This is a genomic window from Hymenobacter segetis, from assembly GCF_054776495.1.
In genome coordinates, this window is record NZ_BAAHBV010000001.1 from 1,869,705 (window position 1) to 1,894,656 (window position 24,952).

At 58.2% G+C, this 24,952-nt stretch carries 20 protein-coding genes; 12 read left to right on the top strand and 8 right to left on the bottom strand.

Going from position 1 to position 24,952, the window contains the following annotated elements; genetic code table 11:
* Window positions 1-576 precede the first annotated feature (576 nt).
* Window positions 577-2,100: a TROVE domain-containing protein gene (locus ACYU70_RS07800; protein WP_342295408.1), complete on the bottom strand. Its 1,524-nt coding sequence runs from the start codon at window positions 2,098-2,100 to the stop codon at window positions 577-579.
* Between the two features lie 762 nt (window positions 2,101-2,862).
* On the opposite strand from ACYU70_RS07800, the gene ACYU70_RS07805 reads away from it, so the two are divergent.
* Both ACYU70_RS07805 and ACYU70_RS07810 read left to right on the top strand, forming a co-directional pair.
* On the top strand, window positions 2,863-3,765 hold the full coding sequence (locus ACYU70_RS07805; protein WP_342295409.1) for a histone deacetylase family protein: 903 nt from the start codon (window positions 2,863-2,865) through the stop codon (window positions 3,763-3,765).
* Window positions 3,766-3,790: 25 nt separating this feature from the next.
* Window positions 3,791-4,804: a J domain-containing protein gene (locus ACYU70_RS07810; RefSeq protein ID WP_342295411.1), complete on the top strand. Its 1,014-nt coding sequence runs from the start codon at window positions 3,791-3,793 to the stop codon at window positions 4,802-4,804.
* 7 nt (window positions 4,805-4,811) lie between these two features.
* On the opposite strand, the gene ACYU70_RS07815 is transcribed toward ACYU70_RS07810, so the two are convergent.
* The 3 genes from ACYU70_RS07815 to ACYU70_RS07825 all read right to left on the bottom strand — a co-directional run bounded on the left by ACYU70_RS07815 (window position 4,812) and on the right by ACYU70_RS07825 (window position 7,274).
* Window positions 4,812-5,735 (bottom strand): alpha/beta fold hydrolase, encoded by a 924-nt coding sequence (locus ACYU70_RS07815; protein WP_342295412.1) that lies wholly within the window; start codon window positions 5,733-5,735, stop codon window positions 4,812-4,814.
* Between the two features lie 92 nt (window positions 5,736-5,827).
* The gene (locus ACYU70_RS07820) at window positions 5,828-6,421 is read right to left on the bottom strand and encodes a TetR/AcrR family transcriptional regulator (RefSeq protein WP_342295413.1); all 594 of its coding nucleotides are present in this window, start codon (window positions 6,419-6,421) and stop codon (window positions 5,828-5,830) included.
* A 127-nt stretch (window positions 6,422-6,548) separates the two neighbouring features.
* Window positions 6,549-7,274, bottom strand: coding sequence for a PD-(D/E)XK nuclease-like domain-containing protein (locus ACYU70_RS07825; RefSeq protein ID WP_342295414.1), 726 nt, complete (start codon window positions 7,272-7,274; stop codon window positions 6,549-6,551).
* A 161-nt stretch (window positions 7,275-7,435) separates the two neighbouring features.
* Between ACYU70_RS07825 and ACYU70_RS07830 the strand changes: the two genes are divergently transcribed.
* Both ACYU70_RS07830 and ACYU70_RS07835 read left to right on the top strand, forming a co-directional pair.
* Window positions 7,436-7,858 (top strand): EamA family transporter, encoded by a 423-nt coding sequence (locus ACYU70_RS07830; protein WP_342295416.1) that lies wholly within the window; start codon window positions 7,436-7,438, stop codon window positions 7,856-7,858.
* A gap of 598 nt (window positions 7,859-8,456) precedes the next feature.
* Window positions 8,457-9,650, top strand: coding sequence for a T9SS type A sorting domain-containing protein (locus ACYU70_RS07835; RefSeq protein WP_342295418.1), 1,194 nt, complete (start codon window positions 8,457-8,459; stop codon window positions 9,648-9,650).
* Between the two features lie 56 nt (window positions 9,651-9,706).
* On the opposite strand, the gene ACYU70_RS07840 is transcribed toward ACYU70_RS07835, so the two are convergent.
* From ACYU70_RS07840 to argB, 4 genes are all read right to left on the bottom strand, one after another.
* Entirely contained in the window at window positions 9,707-11,629 is a 1,923-nt protein-coding gene (locus ACYU70_RS07840) for a TonB-dependent receptor plug domain-containing protein (RefSeq protein ID WP_342295420.1), read from the bottom strand.
* 193 nt (window positions 11,630-11,822) lie between these two features.
* On the bottom strand, window positions 11,823-13,127 hold the full coding sequence (gene argH / locus ACYU70_RS07845) for an argininosuccinate lyase (protein ID WP_342295421.1): 1,305 nt from the start codon (window positions 13,125-13,127) through the stop codon (window positions 11,823-11,825).
* Window positions 13,128-13,142: 15 nt separating this feature from the next.
* Entirely contained in the window at window positions 13,143-14,210 is a 1,068-nt protein-coding gene (locus ACYU70_RS07850) for a M20 family metallo-hydrolase (protein WP_342295422.1), read from the bottom strand.
* The gene (gene argB / locus ACYU70_RS07855) at window positions 14,198-14,980 is read right to left on the bottom strand and encodes an acetylglutamate kinase (protein WP_342295423.1); all 783 of its coding nucleotides are present in this window, start codon (window positions 14,978-14,980) and stop codon (window positions 14,198-14,200) included. The genes ACYU70_RS07850 and argB overlap by 13 nt, the downstream gene beginning before the upstream one ends.
* Before the next feature lie 427 nt (window positions 14,981-15,407).
* Here argB and ACYU70_RS07860 point away from each other — a divergent pair, with 427 nt between their 5' ends.
* From ACYU70_RS07860 to carB, 8 genes are all read left to right on the top strand, one after another.
* Window positions 15,408-16,028 carry a GNAT family N-acetyltransferase gene (locus ACYU70_RS07860; RefSeq protein WP_342295424.1) on the top strand — a complete coding sequence of 207 codons (621 nt, stop codon included), beginning with the start codon at window positions 15,408-15,410 and terminating at the stop codon, window positions 16,026-16,028.
* Window positions 16,029-16,030: 2 nt separating this feature from the next.
* The gene (gene argG / locus ACYU70_RS07865) at window positions 16,031-17,221 is read left to right on the top strand and encodes an argininosuccinate synthase (RefSeq protein ID WP_342295426.1); all 1,191 of its coding nucleotides are present in this window, start codon (window positions 16,031-16,033) and stop codon (window positions 17,219-17,221) included.
* On the top strand, window positions 17,211-18,191 hold the full coding sequence (gene argC, locus ACYU70_RS07870; protein ID WP_342295428.1) for an N-acetyl-gamma-glutamyl-phosphate reductase: 981 nt from the start codon (window positions 17,211-17,213) through the stop codon (window positions 18,189-18,191). The genes argG and argC overlap by 11 nt, the downstream gene beginning before the upstream one ends.
* Window positions 18,191-19,354 (top strand): aspartate aminotransferase family protein, encoded by a 1,164-nt coding sequence (locus ACYU70_RS07875; RefSeq protein WP_342295429.1) that lies wholly within the window; start codon window positions 18,191-18,193, stop codon window positions 19,352-19,354. The genes argC and ACYU70_RS07875 overlap by 1 nt, the downstream gene beginning before the upstream one ends.
* A gap of 64 nt (window positions 19,355-19,418) precedes the next feature.
* Window positions 19,419-19,724 carry a hypothetical protein gene (locus ACYU70_RS07880; protein ID WP_342295431.1) on the top strand — a complete coding sequence of 102 codons (306 nt, stop codon included), beginning with the start codon at window positions 19,419-19,421 and terminating at the stop codon, window positions 19,722-19,724.
* A gap of 53 nt (window positions 19,725-19,777) precedes the next feature.
* On the top strand, window positions 19,778-20,860 hold the full coding sequence (gene carA / locus ACYU70_RS07885; protein WP_342295433.1) for a glutamine-hydrolyzing carbamoyl-phosphate synthase small subunit: 1,083 nt from the start codon (window positions 19,778-19,780) through the stop codon (window positions 20,858-20,860).
* 49 nt (window positions 20,861-20,909) lie between these two features.
* The gene (locus tag ACYU70_RS07890) at window positions 20,910-21,479 is read left to right on the top strand and encodes a hypothetical protein (RefSeq protein WP_342295435.1); all 570 of its coding nucleotides are present in this window, start codon (window positions 20,910-20,912) and stop codon (window positions 21,477-21,479) included.
* A gap of 82 nt (window positions 21,480-21,561) precedes the next feature.
* Window positions 21,562-24,795: a carbamoyl-phosphate synthase (glutamine-hydrolyzing) large subunit gene (gene carB / locus ACYU70_RS07895; protein ID WP_342295436.1), complete on the top strand. Its 3,234-nt coding sequence runs from the start codon at window positions 21,562-21,564 to the stop codon at window positions 24,793-24,795.
* Window positions 24,796-24,952 lie beyond the last annotated feature (157 nt).

Here is a 24,952-nt window from a genome sequence, read left to right on the forward strand (position 1 = left end):
TGCTACGGCACCAGCCCGTTTTATCAGCAAAAAACCAGAGCAACAGGCGTCCCGCGTATTGGCCCAGGGGGCCGACGTGACAGGTCGAAGTAGCGCGAGACTACGGCATCCGGCAGTTTGTTTACCATTCGGCTTTCTCCGAAAATTCGGGGCAACAGGCGGCAGGCGTGTCAACCGCAGCCGAGGCCACGGAAGGGGAGTCGAACCCTAAGCGGAGCCTCCGAAGAAGCCCCCTTTCACCAGCGAAGTAACGCCCGCCTACGGCACCCGAACCATAACGGAGCTGGCCGAGGTGGGATGCGCCCTCGCAAGCGAAAGGCGGCATCCCGGTCGGCGACTGCCCCAAGTGGGCAGCCGTCTTCCTCATGTCAGCAGTTTTTAAACGTAATTCATGTCGTTTTTATTGCAAATGCGCATAAGCAAGGGGAATCAGCGGCGGGCTACGTAAGTGAAGGGACTCGAACCCTCGCCGCCAAAGCGGCCACCCAGCACCCCCGAAGTAGGCCACGCCTACGCCACCTTACACCGCGCGGCCGGGGGTTCCGCTTTATTGCCCGGCCATTTTTGCATCAGGTTTTACAAGTCAATTTTCTCGATTTCGGTGAGGGCCGAGCCGCCGTTATCCAGCGCGCTCAGCACGTCGAAAACTTTATCGGACCAGCCGGCGATGAGGGCCACGCCCGTTTCGGGGCGCACCTCCAGCGGCGCGGTGCCGTGCCCGGCCAGGTCGAAGAGGTAGAGGCGGGCATTGGGGCCCACGGTGCGGCGGTAGTCGGCCCAGATTCGGCCAAACACGCCGCTATCGCCGGTGCTGTTCCAGAGCTGACAGTCGGTGAAAATCATCACCTTATCCACCACCTCGCGGCGCAGCAACAGCTCCTGCACTACCAGGTGGCCGTTGGTGGAGTAGCCCACTTCGCCTTCGCGCTGGTAGAGCTCGTCCACGTTGCGCAGCACCGGGCCACGGGGTAGGCTGATGCGCTTCCAGACGTTGCCGAACATGCCGGTAATCACGTTCTGGCAGCGGCTCTGGAGCAACATGCTCAGCACCAGGCCCACGTCGTAGAGCAGCACTTTGCTGCGCGCCGAAATGGGTTGCTGCATCGAGCCCGACACGTCGCAGGCCAGCACCACACGGGTATCGTGCCCGAAACCGCGCAGGTTCACAGCGCTGTGCGCAATGGCTGTTTCCAGAGCGGCCAATACGCTGGCCACATGGCCACTGGGCAAGGCTTTCACCTCCCGGTAAGCCGCCAGGAAACGGAACGGCAGTTGCTTGCTGCGCGCCACCGCAAACCGGTCGGCCAGCGTGTCGCACACTTTCTCCATCGTGGCGGCCGATACATTGGCTTCGAGGATGTTGCGCAGGTTGCGGAGCAAGGCCATGTAGCCCAGCTTACCGCTGCCAATCAGCGTTTCCCAGGTGGTGCGGACGGCCGTTTGCCGGTCCGCATCCGTGGCGTAAGTCTCCTGCCCCACTGCCGACAACTCGGTTTCCCAGGTGTAGGGCGTGGGCAATTCGCCGCGCACCAATTGGTTGAACAGCGCTTGCTGGGCCTCATCTTTCGCGTTCGGGTGAACGAGGAAGAGGGCATCGCGCAGGCGCACCGCACCCTCACGGTCGTACTTGGCCAGCTGGTAGCCGTCGAAACGGTTGAAGCTGAGGGCCAGGCCTTTTTGCAGTTGCTTGGAGAGGCGGTTGAGGATTTTGGTCCCGCCCCGGGCGTTGGCCTGGGCGTAGAAGGCCAGCAGTTCCGTGATTTCGTCGGGGCGCTGCACCACACGGGCCACCAGGCGGCTCACGAGGCTGTCGCCGCGGTGCAGGCGGGCCAGCTCCACGCACAGCACCAGCGGCACCGAGCGCAAATTCAGGCTCTCACGGGCGTACACTGCCAATTGCGCCACGAATCGGGGCTCGTTTTTCGCCACCAAGTCGCGCAAACGATGCAAACGAGTGTCAGCCGTTTCGTAAAATTGGTCACTGAGCGCGGCCGTTGCCACGGCGGCGTACAGCTCTACCTGAGGCGTGAGGGTGAAGGCGGGCGCCCCCTCGTGGTTGACGGTGGGCGCGCTGTTTCGGGAGAAGAAGTTGAAGCGCATATTGGGGAATTTTGGAAAGTGGAAAGGAATGGATTGAACAGGTTGATTAATTCAAAAATTAATTAATGGCCAATTATTATCTCGGCTAATTAATTTGAATTTGAATTAGGCGCACCTCTTCCAGGCAAATAAAAACACGTTTTTATTTGGGAATTAATAACACGAAAAAGCCCGGCTTTTGCGGGCCGGGCTTTTCTATTTCGCATGATTTACGCCGAAGTTATCGACGCATCCAACAAAGAAGAAAAGCACGACCACACCGTTTATCCTGGCCGCAATCGGACCGGAATTGTTTCGGCTCTGGCTGGTAATTGGGACGGATGAGGGGCATGGATTGAATGGGTAAACGGTTGACAAACCGATTAGCAACAAAAAACCCGAGCTTGTGGGCTCGGGCGTGGCGGGTTTTCAGCGGGAGCTGAAATCAGGCAAACGTACCGAGCGGAGACAGCCGTTCTGGCTGCATCTTATCCGAATTACTGGTGAATGTGAAGTGGCGGTACATGGTTGTTTGCTTTTGGTGCGACAAAGGTTAGATATTAATTTTAATTGCGCAAATTATTTTTGAAAATAATTATCAAATATTTCTACAAAGTTTAATTCAGCAGAAATTAACGGCTTTTTATAAAGCAATAAATTCCTTCAATTGACTAGCTACTATTAGCCCGCAGCAACAGAACAGGCACTATTGGGGCCATAATTGCGTACGCACTGGGCAGGCTTTGCTAGTTACAACCAGCCACTGCCCGCACTTTGCTATTTATGCCCCGCCTCGCTACTTCCGATCATTACACCCTCACTCTGCCAGACGGCCACCGATTCCCCATCGCCAAATACGCGCTGATTCGGGAGCAGCTGCTGTGGCAGGGCATAGCCGAGCCGGCCGATTTCTACGAGCCCGGCCTGTGCGCCGAGGAAGATGTACTGCGCGTGCATACCACCAACTATTGGCACCGCGTGCGCGACCTCCAGCTCTCGCCCCGCGAGGTGCGCAACCTGGGCCTGCCCCAAAGCCCGCAGCTGGTGCGCCGCTCGCTGAGCAGCAGTGCAGGCACGCTGCAATCGGCCCTGAATGCGCTGCGCGATGGCATTGGCCTGAACCTGGCCGGCGGCACCCACCACGCCTTTGCCGACCGGGGCGAAGGCTTCTGCGTGCTGAACGACCAGGCCATTGCCGCCGCTTATCTGCTGACGCACGGGCTAGCGCGGCAGATTTTGATTGTGGACCTCGATGTGCATCAGGGCGATGGTACGGCCGCCATTTTCCGCGATGAGCCGCGCGTGTTCACGTTTTCGATGCACGCCGGGGCTAACTACCCGCTGCGCAAGGAACAGTCGGACCTGGATATTCCGCTGGCGCTGGGCACCGATGATGCGAATTATCTGGCGCAGGTATTAGCTACGCTGGAGCCGCTGGTGGAGCATGTGAGGCCCGATTTCATTTTCTACCAAGCCGGCGTGGATGTGCTGGCAACCGATAAGCTGGGCAAGCTGGCGCTCACGCCCGCTGGCTGCCGGCAACGCGATGAGCTGGTACTGGGCTTGTGCCGGGCGCGGAACCTGCCAGTGGCCGTAAGCATGGGCGGGGGATATTCCGAAAAGCTGGCCGACATCGTGAACGCGCATTGCAACACGTTCCGGGTGGCGTTTGAGCTGTGGCCGTAAAGACGGGCCGTACCTTTGCTATCCAATGAAAAAAGCCGATTCCGCGCATCCCGACCGCATTACTGTTCCCGTGCTAACCAATGAGCAGCCCACGGGCACGCTCGCGCAGCAAGCATTCCGGCAAGCCATTCTCGACGTGGAAAATCTGCGCGAGCGGCTGCGCGACCTCCGCGCCGAGCAGGCCGAGGCCCGGCGGCGCTACTGGCAGCAGGTGGGGCCGGCGGCCACTGCCGTGGTAGCGGCCCGCCACGCGCTGTATGCGCCGCTGGAAGAAGCGCTGCTGCTGAGCTACTTCAGCCGCCTGGAAGAAGCCCAGATTACGGGCGTGATTCTGGGCAACGCCCGCACGCTGGAAGACCGGTTTGGGGAAGATGAAGCGGCTATTATCCGCAAATACGCCCCGGCCGGGCACCGCTCCGCAACGGCTAAAAATGCCGCCGAGCGCAAAAAAAGCGAGGATTCGGCCCCGGAATTCATCCCCGACCCTACCCTGCCGCCGCACGAGCAGGCTGCCGCCGCCGCCCGCGCCCGCCGCAAAACCAAGGCCCAGCGCCAGCAGGAAGCCGCCGCGCAGGCCGACCAGAAGCAGCTCGAAACCAACGCCAAAACCATCTACCGCCAGCTGGCCCGCACCCACCACCCCGACCTGGAGCGCGACCCCGAAAAGCAAGCCGACAAAACTGCCCAGATGCAGCGCATCACCGAGGCCTACGAGGCCGACGACCTCTACACCCTGCTCCAGCTGCTGGCCGAATCCGGCCCCGCCGACGCGGCGGCCGACGACGTGCTGGCCCGCTACACCCGCGCCCTGCTCCAGCAGCAAACCCAGCTAAAGCAGGAAATGAACGAGCTGAAATACGGCCCCAACGGCTTCGTCACCACCTCAGGCAAAAAGCAGGAGCTGGAATTGCGCCAGCTCAAGCGCGACCTGCGGGCCGAGGCAGAGTACGTAGCGCACATCGGCCGGCTGCTGCTGGACACCGACGGGCTGCGCGAAGTGCTGCGGCAGCTGGCCGCCGAAGGCCTGGAAACTATCTGAGCCGGGCTCAGCCAATAAAATCTACTGCCAGCTGCACCACGCCGGCATCGCGCAGAATGCGGTTGTGGCCCAGGCCGCGCGTGGCGTGTAGCCGGGTACCGGGCCAGGCCGCGGCTATCTGCTGGCCTTCGGCGAAGGGGATGATTTCGTCTTCTTCGTCGTGCAGCACCAGCACTTGCTCGGCCCCAGTGCCCGGGCCCGCGGTGGCCACGGCGAACGAGTCGACCGGCCGGCCGGTGCGGCGCTCGATGTGTTCGGCAAAGCGCCGCACCAAATCGGCGGGCAAATGCAAGAAATCGGCAAACCGCTCGGCCACCGGCCGTGGCCCCAATGGCGCACTGACGAGCACCAGGCGCGGCAACGCTACCCCGGCCGGCAGCCGCACCGGCAGCCCCGCCACCGACGCCGCCCCAAACGAGTGCGCCACAATGGCACGCACCTCCCCGATAGTATCCACCACTGCCTGCACGGCCCCGCCAAAATCGGGGAGCGTGGTGCGCCGGCCGGCCGAAGCCCCGTGTGCCGGGCCATCCAAGGCCACTACGCGGTAGCCGGCCGCCAACAACGGCCCCAACCAGGCCCGCCAGAAGCTGGCCCGGTGCTCCCAGCCATGCACGAGCAGCACGGCGGGCGCGGCAGCCGGCCCCCATTCGTACACAGCAATGGGGCCGGTGGCGGCGGCCACGGTGTGGCGGCGGGCTTCGGCCAAGGCGGGCGCTTCCCAGGCTTTGATGGGCAGGCGGCGCGGCGTGGTGAATACCTGCCAGGCCTGCCGGAAGCCCAGCGCCGGAGCCACTGCCCACAGCGCCCCCAGCTGCCAGCGGAGCCACCGCAGGCCCGCCGGCTCGGGGTAGCGCATGGTCACCACCGGCGGCGCAGCAGGCGTTTCATCAGCACACAAAGAATAAGCGGGCGAATAGGTATTGGTCATGGGAAGCGTGGATTGGTGCAAGCAGAGGCTTTTCCGGTAGCAAGTGATGGATGGAAATAACTGCGGGTCAAGTGGCAGAAAAAGCCTTCCCGCTAAGGCAGCAGCTCCAGCCGAAGCTGGCCCACTATCACCTGAAAGGGCGTTTCGTCGTGCACGCGGGCCACTTGCAGCGCCCCGGCCAGGGTGGTGAGCACCTGCGCCGCCTTGGCCGCCGGGCTGCCCACGAAGCGCAGAGTGCCCGTGGCCCGGCCCACGGCCAGCACCTGGGCCAGCCACTCGGTCAGCTCGCGGTTGAAGGTGCGGAGCTCGGCCTGCATGGGCGCGGGCAGGGTCCGGAAATCGGCGGCCAGCGCGCCGAACAGGCACACGCGGCGCTCGTGGCCGAGGTGCGTGTCATACACCGCCAGCAGGGCTTCGAACTGGGCGGCCGGCGGCAGGTCGGCTACGCGGGGCAGGTCGCGCCACTTGCGCAGGCGGCGTAGCTGCCGGGCCACAATGGCCGTACCCAGGTCGTCCTTGCTCGGGTAGTGATAATGAATAGCCGCCGGTTTCACCCCCAATTCCTTGGCCAAATGCTGGTAGCTGAAGGCGTTGAAGCCGCGCTCCAGCAGCAGCTCTTCCGCCAGGTCGAGGATGCGAGTGCGGGTATCGGGAGGCAGCGTAGGGGTTGGAGGCGGCGTTAGCATGGTGGGACAAATATACAATTTCTTTACTTACTAACTAGTAAGTAAGTGTTAATTTATTGGTTTTTGAACAAAAAAATCCCCGCCTGAATTGGGCGGGGATGCTTGTATAAATTGGTTTTGCGCCGGCTTATTCGTCGTCCGAAGGTTGCCCCAGCGCATCCACGGCGGCCTGCACGGCTTCGGCGCGGTAGGCGGGCGCGGTACCGGGGGCTTTCAGGAGGCGCAGCAGGCGATGGTATTTCTGGCGGCCCTCGGCCAGCATCTGCTCGCTCACTTCGATGGTGAACACGCCGAAGGGCTCATTTTTTTGCACCCCTACTAATAGGAACCGTTCGGCGCTGAGGGCATCGGTGTAGAAAGCGGCCTGCCGGTCGTAGTCATAGGCCGAGCACTGCCAGAGGAAATGGTCGGCGTCGCGGGCGCTGGTGGTTTTGAAGTCGATGATGGTGAACGGCTCGTCGGGGTGGGCCACCACGAGGTCGGCCCGCAGCTTGCAGAGCGTATCAGTGGCGGGCTCGGTGAAGAGCACGCTCACTTCGGGAGTGCCGCGCTCCAGCAGCCCGGCCAGGTGGGTGTTGAGTTTCACGCCTTCCACCAGCCACCACACCAGCGTATCGTTCAGACCAGGCAGGCCGGCCACGTAGTCGGCGGGCTCCAGCAGGGCGGTGTGGAAGGCCGTGCCGAAGTTCAGCGCGCCTTCGTTGGCACTGGTTTGGGGGCGGGGCGCGCGGCCATCGAGGGCATCGCGCAGGCGCGAGAGGTCGGAATTGGCAATGGCCGGCAAGGCGCGGTAGGTATCGTAGTCGAGGCGCAGCAGGTCGGGCCGGCGGAAGTCAGGGGCAGATTTGGGCACAGGATTCGGGATGGGTCGAAAAGGTAACAGGAAATTCCGCGAAATGGCTTCACCGACCGGCAATTTTGCTTGGCCATCAGCGCTGGTGCGTCGGCTTACGTACCCTTGAAACCGGCGGTTATTTCCGACCTGTTGGCGGCACCTTCTCCCCTCTTAACGTTATGGCTTCCTGGATTCCCTACGCCCTGCTTTCGGCCCTGTTTGCGGCCCTCACCGCCATTTTTGCCAAAATCGGCATCAAGGGCGTCGACTCGGATTTGGCCACGGCCATCCGCACGGTGGTGATTTTGCTGCTGGCCTGGGGCATTGCCATTGCGCGGGGGGCCACGGCTGGGCTGCCAGCCCTCACGGGGCGCACGTGGCTGTTTCTGGTGCTGTCGGGGGTGGCTACCGGAGCGTCGTGGCTATGCTACTTCCGCGCCCTGAAGCTGGGGCCAGTGGCAAAGGTGGCCCCGGTCGACAAGTTGAGCGTGGCGCTGTCGCTGCTGCTGGCAGTAGCGTTTCTGGGCGAAACCATCAGCCTGAAAGGGGCGCTGGGCGCGGGGTTGATTCTAGCCGGAACAGTAGTTCTGGTATGGGCCTGAGCCAGCAAGAAATGGCCTAAGGACGCAGCCAATCCATCGGATTTTAGTGACTTTTATAGTCATATAATATAAATAAATAAAGTATTTTTATTATATAAACACAACCGTAGCGATTCCCCAAATACCGAACACTGCGTTCAGGGCGCACCAAGCGCTATCGATTTCAGATACGCTCAACGCGTAGCTCACCTGATTATTTCGATGTAAAAATCTCATTAACAATATTTTGTACACACAAAAAATTTTCATAAATGCTGATAATTCATTCGAATGAAGACCCGGGCTAAGCTTTTAGCAAAATTGTATTTTTTATATTATATTTTTTATTTATCATTGATTTGCGTATATTTAGTAGTGTCTTGAAGTTCATCACACGCTTTTCTTATGCGCCATGAAAAATTTATTACTTGTAACACTGATTGTCAGTGGATTATTTTCAGGAGTACCGATACTGGCAATGGCCCAATGCGTGTATCGAGTATCTCAGGACGGCTCCTTAAGTGACCCTAACACTTTTGCAGCACAAAGCACGGGCTCGGGCTGCCCGGCCCTGCCAACGCCGGGAAGCAACGCCAGAATCGTTATTGGCAACCATAACGTGACGCTATCAAGTGCCTACTCGGTGGGCAATGGGGGAAGCATTTCGGTGGATGATGGGGTGCTAACCATTCTCAACGGCGGCTCCATTAGCGTAGCGGTAGGCGGCACCATCACCGTATCGAGCCGGGCAGCGCTTAATGTGTCCAATGGGGGCACTATTGATGGCAATGCTGCTTTCACCCTGGGCGACGGCACCAGCTCGCTAAGGGCGACCAACCTCATCGTAGGCGCGGGTAGCAGTGTCCGGGTCGACAAAATGACCGTTGACAAAGCGACCGTAAGCATTGCTGCCGGTGGCTCGCTCACTACTGTCTGCAACCTAATTCTGCTCAGCTCCAACATTGTTTCCGACGGTGCCGTGAATATTGGTGGCAACCTCGACCTATCCGTGGGCGGCGCGAATAATACCCTGTGCGGCAGCAGCAACAAATTCTCCGGCTCCCTGACAGTGGCCGGGTGCGTGTATGGGGGCAATGGGGCCACTACGCACTTATTGAATAACTGCGCAGCGGCGGCCATATCGGTCTGCGTAAAACGCACGCCTTCGGCTGGGTGCGGGGCGGCGCTGGCAGCGGCCAATACCAACGAGGCCAATTGCGATGCGGAAGCGCCCAGCATCCGTTGCACAGCCCTTCCGGTTGAACTGACGCTTTTCAACGCGCAGGTTCTGGAGAACCAGCAGGTGGACCTGAACTGGGTTACGGCATCGGAAAAAAACAGCCGTGCCTTTGTAGTAGAACGCTCGTCGGACGGCAAAGTCTTCCGTGAGCTGAGTTCCGTAGCTGCCGCCGGCACCACCCAGTACCAGACCACATACCATACTACTGACGAGCGGCCGCTACCGGCCACGAGCTATTACCGCCTGCGGCAGATAGATTTGGACGGCACCTATTCCTTCTCGCCGGTGCGGGCCGTGAAGGTAGACCGTTTGGGCAGCAGCCTGGCCGTGTACCCGGGCCGCGCAGCCCAGGAATGGGTGGTCAGCACTTCGCTACCCGCCGAAACCCTGGCGCAGGGCCCCGCCACCGTGCGGGTATTCGATGCGCTGGGGCGCCTGCTGCCAGTGCCCTGCGCTGCCGATGCGGCCCGGCCCGGCCAGTGGGTACTGAGCCTCCGCTCGCTGCCCACGGGTGTATACGTGGTGCGGCTGATTACCGCGGCGGGTTCGTTTAGCCAACGCATTTCGCAATAGCTATCCAGCAATTGACCAGAAAATAGGCCGTTTGAGCTTTCGGGCGAGAACGGCCTTTAGGCTTTGGCCCAGCGCCACGTCAGCGACAAGTTGAAGACCCGGCCTTCCACGGGTGCCCACAGCTCGCGGAAGACCGGGTTATCGAACGGGGCCAGCACCACTTTTTCCTGGCGCGTTTGGCGATAGTCAAGCAGGTTTTCGCCATTCAGCGCCAACGTGAAATTGCCCGCGTGGTAGCGCAGCAGCGCGGCAAACAGCGGGTAGCCGGGCGTGGGGCGGCCATTGGTCAGGTATTGCTGGCCAATGTAGGAAGCCTCAAGGCCGGCACTGAACGCATCCGTGAATTCAACCAGTCCCACCGCCGCAAACTTGTGCCGGGCGGCCAGCGGCAGGTGCGGGTTGGCAGCATCGTACTGCCGGCGGGCATCGGTGAACACGTAACCCAGGTAAAGCTCAGTTTCATCGGCCCGCAGGCGCACGTAGGTTTCGAGGCCGCGCGTGGAGAGCGGGGCGGCCGCATTTTGCCAGCTGAGGTAGTTGGCCTGAAAGGGCCCGGTAAAACCCAGCCCACTCAACACCAACGGATTGCTGAGGTGTGTATAGAAAAACGACTGGTTCAAGCTCAGCACCAGTGGCTCATCTCCTCCCTCAAATGTGTGCTGGTAGTTCACGTCGCCGTTCAGGCCAAAAGAGGTTTCGGCGCTCACGCCTTGCAGGGCCTTCACGAGGGGGTAATCCCGCTCGTCGAGGCTATTGATGTAGGGCACCGGGGCGCGGTAGCCCAGGCCGCTGCTGAGGCGGGCCGTAACGGCCGCACTGGCCCGGTACAGCAGTGCGAGGCGCGGCAGCAGGAAACTGCCATACTGATTGTGGTGGTCGAGGCGCAAACCGGCTTGCAGGCTCAGACGAGGCAGCACGCGCCAGTCGTCCTGCGCAAACGCGCCCAGCGTGTGGTAAGTATAGGGGCTGCGCAGCGGCGTAGCGCTGCGGTTGAAGGACGCCAGCTGCTCGCCGTTGGCGTTCAGGCCCACTACCAGGGTGTGGCGCGGGCCGGCCGCGTGCAGATAGCTGGCCTCCGTATAATAGGTGGTTTGGTAGGCGGTGAAGGCATCGGAATTGGTATTCACATCGCGCACAAAATCCGTGATGGTACCCTTGACGGTGAGGCGGCCGCCGGCCAGCTCGTCGTTGGTGTAAAGCAGGTCGGCGGTATTGCGCAGGCTGGTGTTGTCGACGTAGAATACGTGGCCGCCCACGGGGTCGAAGCCTTTTTTGAGAACTTCCAAATCGCCGGCCCGGCGGCTTTCCAGGGTGCCGGTGTAGCCCAGCGCCACCTGGCTGTGGGCATTGGGGTAGAAAAACAGGCGCGGATGCAGGTTGAGATTGCGCACGCGGGGCACGTCCACGAAGCCGTCGCCGTCCACGTCCTTTTCCTTCTGATTGACGAGCCCCACAAAGGCCGAATAGCCCCAGCGCCGCCCCCGCCGGGCCGCGAAACCGTTCAAATCCGTCTCGCGCAAAGTGGTCTGGTTGAGGCTGGCGGCGTACTGCGGCGTGCCCAGCGTGGGCGTTTTGCTCACTAGGTTCACCAGCCCGGCAATGGCCCCACCACCGTACAGCGTCGAGTTCGAGCCCTTAATTAATTCCACTTGGCGCAAATCGAGCGGCGGCACCGTGAGCAGCCCGAATGAGCCCGCAAAACCGCCGTAGAGCGGCACGCCGTCGCGCAAAATCTGCGTGTACTGGCCCGGCAGGCCTTGCAGGCGCAAATCCAGATTGCCGGTGGTGGGCGAAGTAGGCTGAATCTGCGTCCCCGCGATGTCGCCAAACAAGCTGGCGATGCTGGCCGGCTTGATGCTGCTTTCCTCCTCCATTTCCTCGGCCCCCAGCACCTCCACCCGCGTAGGCAGGTCGTCGATGCGCGAATTGGTACGGGTGGCCGTCACCAGCACTTCTTCGCTTAGTGTGTCGCGCAACATAACCGGCGGGGCCGGATGCTGGGCCCACGCCAATTTTGGCAGCAGCCCGCCCATCACTCCCAGAAGAAAAACGCGGCCGGCACAAGGCCAATAACGAAAGGGCATAGAAAAACTCGTAGTTACTTAGCCTGTAAAAGTACAGGGTAGCAACAGCTAATTCCCAATCTAATAAAGTCTTGCAAGCAACCGCTTTCTACTTCCCAAACAGCTCGCTGCCCTCCTGCCACTGCCGCACTTTGGCCGTAATTTCGGCCAGCCCCAGGTTGTGAATGCTGCCTAAGTGCGTGGTCTGAAACTCACGGTGCGGCACGTAGCTGCCGTCTTCCACGGCCCGCCCCACCTGCTGGTACGCATCCCGGAACGGCACGCCGGCAATAATAAGCTGGTTAATATTTTCGACCGAGAAAATCGGGTCGTATTTCGCCTGCTCAATTACACCGGGCTTAATCTTGATTTCGGGCAGCGCAAACAGCAGCATGTCCAGCAAATCGGCAAACTGCATCATCGGCCCAAACAGCAGCTCTTTCAGCAACTGGAAGTCGCGGTGGTAGCCGCTGGGCAGGTTGCTGGTGGCCAGCATAATATCATTGGGCAGGGCCTGGAGGCGGTTGGCGTGGCCGCGCACCAGCTCAAACACGTCGGGGTTTTTCTTGTGCGGCATGATGCTGGAGCCCGTCGTGAACTCCTTCGGCAGCGTCACAAAGCCCAAATCCTGGCTGTTGTACATCACCAAATCATACGCCAGCTTGCCCAGCGTACCCGCCGCGCCGGCGATGGCAAAGGCCAGCGTTTTCTCGGTTTTGCCGCGCAGCATCTGCGCGCCCACGCTGCTCACCGCCACGCTGCCGAACCCCATTTCCCGGGTCGTCATCTCGCGGTCAATCGGGAAGCTGCTGCCGAAGCCCGCGCCCGAGCCCAGCGGGTTCTGGTCGGCCACCTTATGCGCTGCCTCAAACAGGGCCAAATCCAGCAGCAAATGCTCGGCATATGCCGAAAACCACAGCCCGAAGCTGCTCGGCATGGCTGCCTGAAAGTGCGTGTAGCCCGGCAGTAGGTCATTTTTGTGCGCCTCGGCCTTTTGCAGCAGCACCTCCGTCAGCGCCAGCATTTTGGCCGAAATCTGCTCGGTATAGTCCTTCAGAAAAAGCTGAATGGCCGTCAAAACCTGGTCATTGCGCGAGCGCGCCGTGTGGATTTTTTTGCCCGCGTCGCCAAATTTTTCCGTCAGGTAAGACTCTATTTTGGAGTGCACATCCTCAAAATCCTCCTCAATCTGAAAAGTACCCGCCGCCACCTGCGCCAACAGTTCATCCAGGCCGGTAATCAGCTGCTGCCGTTCTGCTTCCGAAATCAGCCCCACTTTGGCCAGCATATTGGCCTGGGCTTTCGAGGCCCGCATATCGAACGGCGCGAGGTACATATCCAGCACCCGGTCCTGGCCCACGGTGAATTTTTCGATGGTATCGTTGACCGAAAATCCTTTTTCCCAAATTTTCATAGCGTACTCCGGTAATTAAAATCTAAAATCAGTCAGCAACTCAATGTAATCCCGAATACCCGCTCGTATTTCACTCACGAGAATAAATTCATCCGGCGTATGCGAGCGGGCACTTTCGCCCGGCCCCATTTTTAGGGTTTCAAACGGCATCATCGACTGGTCCGACAGCGTGGGAGAGCCATAAATTGTCTTCCCCATTGCCACGCCTTTCCTAATTAACGGATGATTTTCGCTGATGCGCGAGGAATTTAAATGCGTGGAGCGCGGCACAATTTCCGACTGCAATTTCGAACGCAAAAAATCAACTATTTCCTGGTTTTGGTACAGCTCGTTTGTCCGCACGTCAACTACAAATTGGCAGCGGTCGGGCACCACATTGTGCTGCGTGCCGGCGCTTATCTGGGTCACTGTCATCTTCACCGGCCCCAGCAGCGGCGACACCTCCGGAAACTGGAACTGCCGCAGCCACTGAATATCATCCACTGCCTTGTAAAGGGCATTTTCGCCTTCCTCACGGGCAGCATGGCCAGTTTTGCCGTGGGCAGTAGCATCCAGCACAATCAAGCCTTTTTCGGCGATTGCCAGATTCATTCCCGTAGGCTCGCCCACAATTCCCAAATCTATTTTACCAAATTCCGGCAGCACGCTTCGGATTCCATTCGCACCTGAAACTTCTTCTTCTGCCGTAATCGCGCAAATCAAATTAAACGCATTCGCTTTACCCTGAAAATACAGGAACGCAGCCAGCAAACTAACCGCCGAAGCTCCCGCATCATTACTCCCTAAGCCAGTCAATTTATCGCCTTCCAGCACCGCACCAAATGGGTCGTAATTCCACCCGGCACCGGCTTTCACAGTGTCGTGGTGAGAGTTGAGCAGAATCGTCGGTTTATCAGCATCAAAATGCGAGGAAACGGCCCACACGTTATTCTGTTGGCGTTGCGCGGCTATACCATGAGCTATCAGAAACTCCTGAATCAACGTCGCCGTCCCGGCTTCTTCCCTCGAAAATGAAGGCGTTTTAATTAACCGGATTAATAAATCAACGGCATCATTGCTCAGCTGCTCTACTAATTCAGACATAGCGTCGTTTTCAATACTTCATTGATATACAGTGCGTGCTCGATAATGACTTTATCAACGCCAAACTGCAAGGCATCGAACGCATTTTCGAGTTTCGGCAGCATCCCATCGGCAATAATTCCGCTTTCCTTTAATTCGGCATAATCTGCCAGATTAATTTTAGCAATTACTGATTTATCGTCAGTCACATCCGTTAGCACACCTCTTTTCTCGAAGCAAAAATGCAGCGCCACCGCATATTTAGCACTCAACGCTTTGGCTACAGATGCCGCAATAGTATCAGCATTCGTATTTAATAATTGCCCGTGGCCATCGTGGTTAATCGCGCAGAAAACCGGCGTCAAACCCATCTCCAGGAACTGATGAATCAGCGTCGAATTAACACTGGCCTCGCTCAAATCGCCCACGAAGCCATAGTCCACATCGCGCACGGGGCGTTTCGTGGCCTGAATCACATTGCCATCGGCTCCGCTGAGGCCCAGAGCGTTGACATCCCGGCTTTGCAGCGCGGCCACCAGCTGTTTGTTGGTTTTGCCCGCGTAAAACATGGTTACAATTTCCAGCGTCGCGGCATCTGTGATTCGGCGGCCATTTATCATGCGCGGCGCAATGCCCAGATTGGCCATCATTTCGCTGGCTCCTTTTCCGCCGCCATGTACGAGGATTTTGGGTCCGCTTACTTCGGAAAATAGCCGCACGAATTCCAGCAAGTCAGCCTCGCTGTCAATTATACCACCGCCTATTTTAAATATTTTTAACTCGGGCTTCATCACTGCTTCACATACGCGCAAACCCAGGAGTAGGGCCAGCGCTATTTCAAAAAAACCACGGAAAATGTTGCAGGCAAAAGTAGGGGCTTTTACCTTTGCGGCAGAATTGAACCACTTGGTTCGCTGCTTCGTTAAAGCGCCGAATCAACTTAGTTTCCGCCATGCCCCTCCCCGTTTCCACGTCTTCGATGCTCGCTCTGGCCAATCGGCCAGCGGTGGCCGGCGTGTGCCAAACGACGTGCGCTCTGGTGCGACGACCCTAGCGGCTTCAGCAGCCGCATGTTGGCCCCTTGGCCAGCCCCTATTGAGCCGGGCTAGTATCCGCTCAACCTACAGACAGGTTTGGGCTTTAGCAGGAATTCCACGTATAAACTACGAACGGATTTTCCGGACAGCCACGCATCTATCCCTAAGTATCTTATAATCAATGACAATTCGGGTTGCAACGGAAGCGGACGCTCAGTACGCTGAACAATTATGCCAATGGTACGTCGAGTCGGCCAAAACGCGCGGGACGGGTATCGCCAAGCGTGAGCCAGCCTACGTGGCCAAAAAAATGGCCAGTGGCGACGGCATCATTGCTTTCGTTGATGGCGAGTTGGCGGGCTTTTGCTATATCGAAACCTTTGATGACAAGACCTTTGTCGTCAACTCGGGTCTGATTGTGAACGCTGAAATCCGCAAGGGTGGCGTGGGCCGGGCCATCAAGCAGGCCGTATTTGACCTGTCGCGCACCAAGTACCCGCAGGCCAAGATTTTCGGCATCACAACCAGCCTGGCCGTGATGAAAATCAACACGGACCTGGGCTATGAGCCCGTTACTTTCTCGGAGCTCACGACCAGCGAAGACTTCTGGAAAGGCTGCAAAAGCTGCAAAAACTACAGCATCCTGATGGAGAACGAGCGCAAAATGTGCCTCTGTACCGGCATGCTTTACGATACGCCCGAGAAGCAGTTGGTACAGGTCCAGGTTCCTGATTTTGCCGCCCTCACTCCTACTCTGCCCCTGCCCCAAAACCCCGCTACTGAAACCGATTCTGCACTGTAATAATGAAGAAAAAAGCCATTCTCGCCTATAGCGGCGGCCTCGACACCTCGTTTTGCGCCGTGTATTTGTCGCGCGACCTTGATTTGGAAGTGCACACGGTAATCGTCAATTCCGGCGGCTTTACGGCCGAGGAACTGGCCGCCATCGAGAAGCGCGCCTACGAATTGGGTTCGGTGAAGCACGAGGTGATTGACGTGACCACGCGTTTCTACCACGACTGCCTGCGCTACCTGCTGTTCGGCAACGTGCTGAAAAACGACACCTACCCGCTGAGCGTCAGCGCCGAGCGCATGTTCCAGTCACTGGCCATTGCCGAATACGCCCGCGCCAACGAAGCCGATTACATCGTGCACGGCAGCACCGGTGCCGGCAACGACCAGGTGCGTTTCGACGTGGCTTTTTCGGTTATTGCCCCCAAAACGGAGATTCTGACGCCCATCCGCGACCTGAAACTCTCGCGCCAGGCCGAGATTGAATACCTGCAAAAACAGGGATTCGAAATGAGCTGGGAAAAGGCAAAATATTCCATCAATAAAGGCATCTGGGGCACCAGCGTGGGCGGCGTCGAAACGCTGACTTCGCACGAAGCCCTGCCCGAAAGCGCATACCCCTCGCAATTGCAGCGGCAGGATTCGGAACGCGTGGAAATCACCTTCGAAAAAGGCGAGCCGGTGGCCCTGAATGGTGAAACGCTGGAACCGGTGGCCCTGATTCAGAAGCTGAACGAGTTGGGCTCGGCCTTCGCCATCGGCCGCGACATACATGTGGGCGATACCATTCTGGGCATCAAGGGCCGCGTGGGTTTCGAGGCCCCCGCGCCGCTTATTCTTATCAAAGCACACCACTTGCTGGAAAAGCACACCAGCACCCGCTGGCAGCTGCTGCACAAGGATTACATCGCCAATTGGTACGGCACCTTGCTCCATGAAGCTCAATACCTCGACCCGGTTATGCGCGACATGGAAGCCTTCTTGGAATCGTCTCAGAACCACGTTTCGGGCAAGGTGTTCGTGCAGCTCAAGCCTTATCAATTCGACCTGCTCGGCATCGAGTCCAAGTATGATATGATGCAGTCGAAAGTGGCGACCTACGGCGAGGAAAACAACGCCTGGGATGCCCGCGACGCCCGTGGTTTCATCAAGATTTTCGGCAACCAGCTGAAAATTAGCGCCAGCCTGCACGATGAAAATTAAGGCCGGCATCGTGGGCGGGGCCGGCTACACGGCCGGCGAGCTCATCCGCATTCTGCTGCACCACGAGTTCGTGGAATTGGGCGGCATTGTCAGCTCCTCGAACGCGGGCAACCCCGTGCACCAAGTGCACGACGATTTGGTGGGCGAAACCGACTTGGCTTTCACATCGGAGCTAGCCGGCGATGAAGACGTAGTGTTTCTGTGCCTGGGCCACGGCAATTCTAAAGCCTGGCTGCAAAAAAACTCCCTGCCAGAAACCACGCACATCATCGACCTGAGCAACGATTTCCGCCTGAACGCGGATACCGAGTTCGAAGGCCGCGAGTTCGTGTACGGCCTGCCCGAGTTGAACAAAAGCCGCATCCAGCAGGCCCAGAGCATTGCCAATCCCGGCTGCTTCGCCACAGCCATCCAGTTGGCACTGCTGCCGCTGGCCAAGGCCGGCAAGCTCACTGACGACATCCACGTCTCCGCTATCACCGGCTCGACCGGCGCGGGCCAGAGCCTGTCGGAAACGGTGCATTTCTCGTGGCGCACCAACAACGTGTCCATCTACAAGCCCTTCACGCACCAGCACCTCGGCGAAATCGGCGAGAGCCTGGTGCAACTGCAGCCGCAGTCGGAAGCCGAGATTCATTTCATCCCATACCGCGGCAATTTCTCGCGGGGCATTTTCGCCAGCGTCTACACGCCCTCGGATTTAACGCAGGACGAGGCGCGGGAACTTTATAAGCAATTTTATGCTGACGCACCGTTTACCACGGTTTCGGATAAGGAAATTCACCTCAAGCAGGTGGTGAATACCAACAAATGCTTGCTGCACGTGCAGAAGCAAGGCAAGCAACTGCTCATTACCTCGGTTATTGATAATCTGGTAAAGGGCGCTTCGGGCCAGGCAGTGCAGAATATGAACCTGATTTTTGGCCTGCCCGAAACAACAGGCCTCAACCTCAAATCGGTGCTTTTCTAATGGAGCTTTTCAACGTTTATCCGCTCGTCAACATCACGCCAGTAAAGGCGCTCGGCGCCAAGCTGTGGGACGACCAGGGCCAGGAATACCTGGATTTCTACGGCGGCCACGCCGTTATTTCCATCGGCCACAGCCACCCGCATTACGTGCAGCGCCTCACCGAGCAACTGCAAAACATCGGCTTCTATTCCAACTCGGTGCAGATTCCGATTCAGACGCAGCTGGCGCACAAGCTGGGCCAGGTATCGGGCTACGAGGACTACGCACTGTTTCTGTGCAACTCGGGGGCCGAGGCCAACGAGAATGCGCTGAAGCTGGCCTCCTTCCACACCGGCAAAACCCGCGTGGTGGCGTTTAAAGGTGCGTTTCACGGCCGCACCTCGGGTGCGGTGGCCGCCACGGATAACCCGAAAATCGTCGCGCCCTTCAACGCGGGCCACGCTATCAGCTTCCTGGAATACGACTTGGCGGCGGTAAAAACCACGCTTCAAGGCGGCGACGTGTGCGCCGTCATCATCGAGCCAATTCAGGGCGTGGGCGGCATCATCATGCCTTCCGATGAGTTCCTGCAGGGGCTGGCGACGCTGTGCAAGCAGTACGGCGTCATCCTGATTGCCGATGAGGTGCAGAGCGGCTACGGCCGTAGCGGCAAGTTTTTCGCCCACCAGCACGCCGGCATCAGGCCCGATATCATTTCCGTGGCCAAGGGCATGGGCAACGGCTTCCCCATCGGCGGCATCCTGATTGCGCCGGAGCTGAAAGCCTCCTACGGCCTGCTGGGCACCACCTTCGGCGGCAACCACTTGGCCTGCGCCGCCGCTCTGGCCGTGCTTGAAGTCATTGAGCAGGAAAACCTGCTGGCCCACGCCGCCGAAATGGGCGACTACCTCCGCACCGAGCTGCTGGCCCACGCCGGCGCCGAGGAAATCCGCGGCCGCGGCCTGATGGTGGGCATCAAGTACGACTTCCCCATCAAGGAGGTGCGCGACAAGCTGCTCTTGGAACACCACATTTTCGTGGGCAACGCCTCCGACCCCACCGTACTGCGACTGCTACCACCGCTGAATATCAGCAAGGTAGAGGTCGACCGGTTCCTGCAGGCGCTGTATGCGCTGACGGAAAAATCGGTAGAAATTATCCAACAAGCCTCAGCACTCGACTAATTTTTTTGCTGCGCCGCCGCATCTTTGTGGTGCGAAGTCGAATCTGACTTAGCCACCTGCCCCGATGAAACCTTCAACTATGGTCATCATTATCTGCTGCTGCTTGTCGGTCGGATACGGGCTTTATTTGAAATACTTCGTCGGGGCTTACAACACGTTCAATCGCATAAGCCGGGTGAGCCAAGCTAAAAAAGGCATGACGCGGCAGCAAGTTTTGAATACGCTATCAACGCCTGATTCTACCTATTGGGAAAAATCAAAGGCCGATTCCTTGCTGGTAATGGCCTATCAGCTGCCTGATACCGATGGCAGCATGATACTAGTAAAGCTGCTTAACGACAGCGTACGGTCAGTAAAATATCAACAATAGGAAAACGGCTGAAGCGCTTCGCATTCAGCCGTTTTTTTAATATAAACCCTACCTTGGAAAATACGAAACAGGTCAAACTCATCCTCGAAGACGGCACCGAAATCGAGGGCACTTCCTTCGGCGCGTTCACCTCATCGGCGGGCGAAGTGGTATTCAGCACGGCCATGACCGGCTATCCCGAAAACCTCACCGACCCGTCCTTCGCCGGCCAGATTCTGGTGCTCACCTACCCCATGGTGGGCAACTACGGCGTGCCCGGCGAAGAATTGTACGAGTCGATTTCCACCATTTTCGAGTCCGACAAAATTCACATTGCCGGGCTGGTGGTGAACTATTACTCCGAGGAGCACAGCCACTGGAACGCCGCCAAAAGCCTCGGCGACTGGCTTAAGGAGTACAACATCCCCGGCATTTTCGGCGTCGATACCCGCATGCTCACCAAGAAGCTGCGCGAGAAAGGCGCCATGCTGGGCAAAATCGTGGCCGAAACCGACGTGCCCCTGCACGACCCTAACCTCGACAATCTGGTGGCCCAGGTGAGCCAGCCCGGGGTGCAGCACTATGGCCACGGCAAGTATAAAATCGCACTGGTAGACTGCGGCACCAAAACCAACATCATCCGCTGCTTCCTGGAGCGCGACGTGGAGCTGATTCGGGTGCCCTGGGACTACGATTTCACGACTCTGGACTACGACGGCCTGTTCCTGAGCAACGGCCCCGGCGACCCCAAAATGTGCGAGGCCACCATCGCCCATCTGAAAAAAGCCCTTCAGCAGGACAAGCCAATTTTCGGCATCTGCCTGGGCAGCCAGCTCATGGGCCTGGCCGCGGGCGGCGACACCTTCAAGCTGAAATATGGCCACCGCAGCCACAACCAGCCCGTGAAGCTCACCGGCACGCAGCACTGCTACATCACCAGCCAAAACCACGGCTTCGCAGTAGACACCGCCACGCTGCCCGCTGAGTGGGAAATGTTGTTTGAAAACCTGAATGACGGCACCTGCGAAGGCATCAAGCACAAAACCAAGCCGTTCTTCTCAACGCAATTCCATCCCGAAGCCGCAGGCGGTCCGGAGGATACAGGGTTCCTGTTTGACGACTTTTTGAAAGCGGTGGCGGAGTATAAGGCGAAGTAGAGACGCATAATTGCGTCTTGTCGTTAACGACTTTTAAGCCTGATTCTCCATGAAACTTAAGCAGCTATTGCTTCTCTCGCTGATTGTTTGTTCGGCCTATACTTGTGTAGGTCAAAACACTCGGCATTTGAAAAAAGTAGCCGTCGGCTCTAATTTTTGTTTAGCCGATTCACTAAAGCAAATACTGGCTTCCCTGCAACACAAAGCAGATGCTGTCATGACGTTTCAATACTACTACGACAATGGAGTACCAGAGTCTGCAACAGTATTTTGGCAAGCATCAGGCAAGACCTATTCTAAGTCCCTTCAAAATTGCAAACCGTCCATTTCGGTAAAATATCCACACGCTGATACGCTGTTTTCATTCTATCGAAAACAGCGGATTGCTGACTTACCCAAAATGGAAATTCCAGATAGCGCGCCTTCGCATGGCATGGCGTACTTCATCGGAGTTTATTTTCCAGGAAACACACGCTTTTACAACATTAAAGAATGTCAGCGACATCTCCTCATCTACCCAAATCAAACTGATTTGTTGCCTGGAGAAAAGCTAGTTGAAACCAAAGAAGACCCGCGTAGTATTTGGGTCGATTTATTTGAAAAAGTAACGAAGCAGTAGAGATGTTTCGACTTCGCTGCGCTTCGCTCAACATGACGGGCTTTCTATTCCGCCAGAGCATAAAAAGAACACACCCTTTAGAATGAACAAACCCAACAAAGTTCTCATCCTTGGTTCCGGCGCGCTGAAAATTGGCGAGGCCGGGGAGTTCGATTATTCCGGCTCGCAGGCCCTCAAGGCGCTGAAGGAGGAAGGCATCCGCACCATCCTCATTAACCCCAATATTGCCACCGTGCAGACGTCGGACAACATTGCCGACGACGTGTACTTCCTGCCCGTGACGCCCTACTTCGTGGAGGAAGTCATCAAAAAAGAGCAGCCCGATGGCATTCTGGTGGCCTTCGGCGGCCAGACGGCGCTGAACTGCGCCGTGGCCCTGTACCGCGCCGGCGTGTTCGAGAAGTATAACGTGAAGGTGCTGGGCACGCCCGTGCAGAGCATCATCGACACCGAGGACCGGGATATTTTCAAGGAGAAGCTGGAGCAGATTGGCGTGCTCTCGGCCCGCAGCGTGGCCGTGACGACCATGGACGACGCACTGGCGGCGGCCGAAAAAATCGGTTTCCCCATCATCGTGCGGGCGGCGTTTGCGCTGGGCGGACTGGGCAGCGGCTTCGCCAACAACATAGACGAGCTGCGGGCGCTGGCCCAAAAATCCTTCACTACGTCCGACCAGATTCTGGTGGAAGAATCGCTGAAGGGCTGGAAGGAAGTGGAGTACGAAGTGGTGCGCGATGCTTATGATAACTGCATCACGGTCTGCAACATGGAGAACTTCGACCCCATCGGCATTCATACCGGTGAGAGCATCGTGGTAGCCCCGTCGCAGACGCTGAGCAACCGCGAGTACCACAAGCTGCGCAGCATCGGCATCAAGACCATTCGCCACCTGGGCATCGTGGGCGAGTGCAACATTCAGTACGCGCTGGACCCCGTGTCGGAGGATTACCGCGTGATTGAGGTGAACGCGCGCCTGTCGCGCTCCTCGGCGCTGGCCTCCAAGGCCACGGGCTACCCGCTGGCCTTCGTGGCCGCCAAGCTGAGCCTGGGCTACTCGCTGGCCGAGCTGAAAAACAGCGTGACGCAGACGACTTCGGCCTTCTTCGAGCCGGCGCTCGACTACGTGGTGGTGAAGCTGCCGCGCTGGGATTTGGGCAAGTTTGCGGGCGTTAACCGCCAGATTGGCAGCGCCATGAAGAGCGTAGGCGAGGTCATGGCCATCGGCAAATCCTTCGAGGAAGCCATCCAGAAAGGCCTGCGGATGCTGGACACCGGCAAGCGCGGCTTCGTGGCCAACCGGCCCGAGGACGAGCTGGACAACGCCGCCATCGACCAGCTCCTGAGCGAGCCGAACGAGGAGCGCATCTTCGCCATCAACAGCGCGTTTGAAGCCGGCTACACGCTGGAGCAGGTGCATGAGCTGACTAAGATTGACCACTGGTTTTTGCAGCGTTTGCACACCATTTTCGAGCTGGGCAAGCAGCTGGCCGCCGGTCGTGCGACCGGTATTGATGGCCTGGAAACCAAGCTCCTGCGCGACGTAAAGAAGGCCGGTTTCTCCGACCAGCAGATTGCCGTGAAGCTGTTGGGCGAGGGCGACGTGAAGGCCGACGAGCTACTGGTGCGCGCCCGCCGTAAGGCCTTGGGCGTGCTGCCCGTGGTGAAGCAGATTGACACGCTGGCGGCCGAGTTTCCGGCCAAAACCAACTACCTCTACACCACTTACCACGGCACCGAAAACGACCTGGCGCGCGAAACCGAGAAGTCAGTGGTGGTGCTGGGCTCGGGCGTATACCGCATCGGCTCGTCGGTGGAGTTTGACTGGTGCGGCGTGCAGGCCGTGCAAACGGCAGCGGCTGAGGGCTACAAAACCATCATTATCAACTACAATCCCGAAACCGTTTCGACCGACTACGATGTGTCGGACCGGCTGTATTTCGAGGAGTTGAGCTTCGAGCGGGTGATGGACATCCTGGATTTTGAGCAGCCCGGCGGCGTGATTCTGAGTACTGGCGGCCAGATTCCCAACAACCTCGCCACCCGCCTCGAAGAAGCCCACGCGCCCATCCTAGGCACTTCGGCCGCCCGCATCGACGAGGCCGAGAACCGTCACAAATTCAGCAGCATCATGGACGAGTTGGGCATTGCCCAGCCGCGCTGGAAGGAGCTGACCTCGCTGGCCGCCATGCAGGAGTTCGTGAAGGAAGTTGGTTTTCCGGTGCTCATTCGTCCTAGCTACGTACTGTCGGGCGCGGCCATGAATGTGGTTTCCAACAACTTCGAGCTGGAATTATTTCTGCAAACCGCCGCCGAAGTGAGCGACGAATACCCGGTAGTGGTATCCGAGTTCATCCAGGAAGCCAAGGAGATTGAGCTGGATGCGGTGGCCGACCACGGCGAAATCGTGAGCTACGCCATTTCCGAGCACGTGGAGTTTGCCGGCGTGCACTCTGGCGACGCCACCATGTATTACCCGCCTCAACGGGTGTACGTAGGCACCATCCGCAAGCTGAAAATCATCGCCGAAAAGATTGCCAAGCGCTACGAAATCAGCGGCCCGTTCAACATCCAGTTCCTGGAAAAAAACGGTGTCATCCGCGTGATTGAGTGCAACTTGCGCGCCTCGCGTAGCTACCCCTTCGTGTCGAAAATATCGGGCAACAACCTCATCAAAAAAGCCACGCAAATCCTGCTGGGCAAGAAAGTGGAGCGTGACGAGAGCGAGCGAGTCTACGACCTGCCCTTCGTGGGCGTGAAGGCCCCGCAGTTCTCCTTCACCCGCCTGCCCGGTGCCGACCCGGTGATGCGCGTGGACATGGTGAGCACCGGCGAAGTAGGCTGCCTGGGCGACACCGCCGAGGAGGCCCTGCTGAAATCGATGCTGAGCGTGGGCTACAAAATCCCGCAAAAATCAGTGCTCATTTCCGGCGGCCCCATTAAGTCGAAATTGGCCCTGCTATCGGCCGTGGAGCTACTCGTGAAAAAGGGCTACCAGATTTACGCCACCCAAGGCACGCACCGATTCTTCGCCGAAAACAACGTGCCCAGCAGCCTCCTCTTCTGGCCCGACGACCACGTGGAGCCCAACGTGCTGACGTATTTGAAGGAGAAGAAAATTGACCTGGTTATTAATATCCCCAAAAACCTGTCGAAAGGCGAGTTGGACAACGACTACAAAATCCGCCGCACGGCCGTGGATTTTGGCATCCCGCTGCTAACGAATGCGCGGCTGGCGAAGGCGTTTATCCAAGCCTTCTGCACGCTGGAAATGAAGGACTTGAAGATTAAGAGCTGGAACGAGTATAAGGCGATGTAGCTCAGCAGAATCACAGCAAAAGCAACTTTTATATAGAACGTCATTTTATATAGAACGTCATGCTGAGCGAAGTCGAAGCATCTCTACTGCAGTAGTAAATCAAATTACTTGCGCAGTAGAGATGCTTCGACTTCGCTCAGCATGACGTTCTTTTTGA

Coding starts and splice junctions, on each gene's coding strand:
- ACYU70_RS07800 (WP_342295408.1), bottom strand. CDS start 2,100: ATGCGCTTCAACTTCTTCTCCCGAAACAGCGCGCCCACCGTCAACCAC.
- ACYU70_RS07805 (WP_342295409.1), top strand. CDS start 2,863: ATGCCCCGCCTCGCTACTTCCGATCATTACACCCTCACTCTGCCAGAC.
- ACYU70_RS07810 (WP_342295411.1), top strand. CDS start 3,791: ATGAAAAAAGCCGATTCCGCGCATCCCGACCGCATTACTGTTCCCGTG.
- ACYU70_RS07815 (WP_342295412.1), bottom strand. CDS start 5,735: ATGACCAATACCTATTCGCCCGCTTATTCTTTGTGTGCTGATGAAACG.
- ACYU70_RS07820 (WP_342295413.1), bottom strand. CDS start 6,421: ATGCTAACGCCGCCTCCAACCCCTACGCTGCCTCCCGATACCCGCACT.
- ACYU70_RS07830 (WP_342295416.1), top strand. CDS start 7,436: ATGGCTTCCTGGATTCCCTACGCCCTGCTTTCGGCCCTGTTTGCGGCC.
- ACYU70_RS07840 (WP_342295420.1), bottom strand. CDS start 11,629: ATGTTGCGCGACACACTAAGCGAAGAAGTGCTGGTGACGGCCACCCGT.
- argH (WP_342295421.1), bottom strand. CDS start 13,127: ATGAAAATTTGGGAAAAAGGATTTTCGGTCAACGATACCATCGAAAAA.
- ACYU70_RS07850 (WP_342295422.1), bottom strand. CDS start 14,210: ATGTCTGAATTAGTAGAGCAGCTGAGCAATGATGCCGTTGATTTATTA.
- argB (WP_342295423.1), bottom strand. CDS start 14,980: ATGAAGCCCGAGTTAAAAATATTTAAAATAGGCGGTGGTATAATTGAC.
- ACYU70_RS07860 (WP_342295424.1), top strand. CDS start 15,408: ATGACAATTCGGGTTGCAACGGAAGCGGACGCTCAGTACGCTGAACAA.
- argG (WP_342295426.1), top strand. CDS start 16,031: ATGAAGAAAAAAGCCATTCTCGCCTATAGCGGCGGCCTCGACACCTCG.
- argC (WP_342295428.1), top strand. CDS start 17,211: ATGAAAATTAAGGCCGGCATCGTGGGCGGGGCCGGCTACACGGCCGGC.
- ACYU70_RS07875 (WP_342295429.1), top strand. CDS start 18,191: ATGGAGCTTTTCAACGTTTATCCGCTCGTCAACATCACGCCAGTAAAG.
- ACYU70_RS07880 (WP_342295431.1), top strand. CDS start 19,419: ATGAAACCTTCAACTATGGTCATCATTATCTGCTGCTGCTTGTCGGTC.
- ACYU70_RS07890 (WP_342295435.1), top strand. CDS start 20,910: ATGAAACTTAAGCAGCTATTGCTTCTCTCGCTGATTGTTTGTTCGGCC.
- carB (WP_342295436.1), top strand. CDS start 21,562: ATGAACAAACCCAACAAAGTTCTCATCCTTGGTTCCGGCGCGCTGAAA.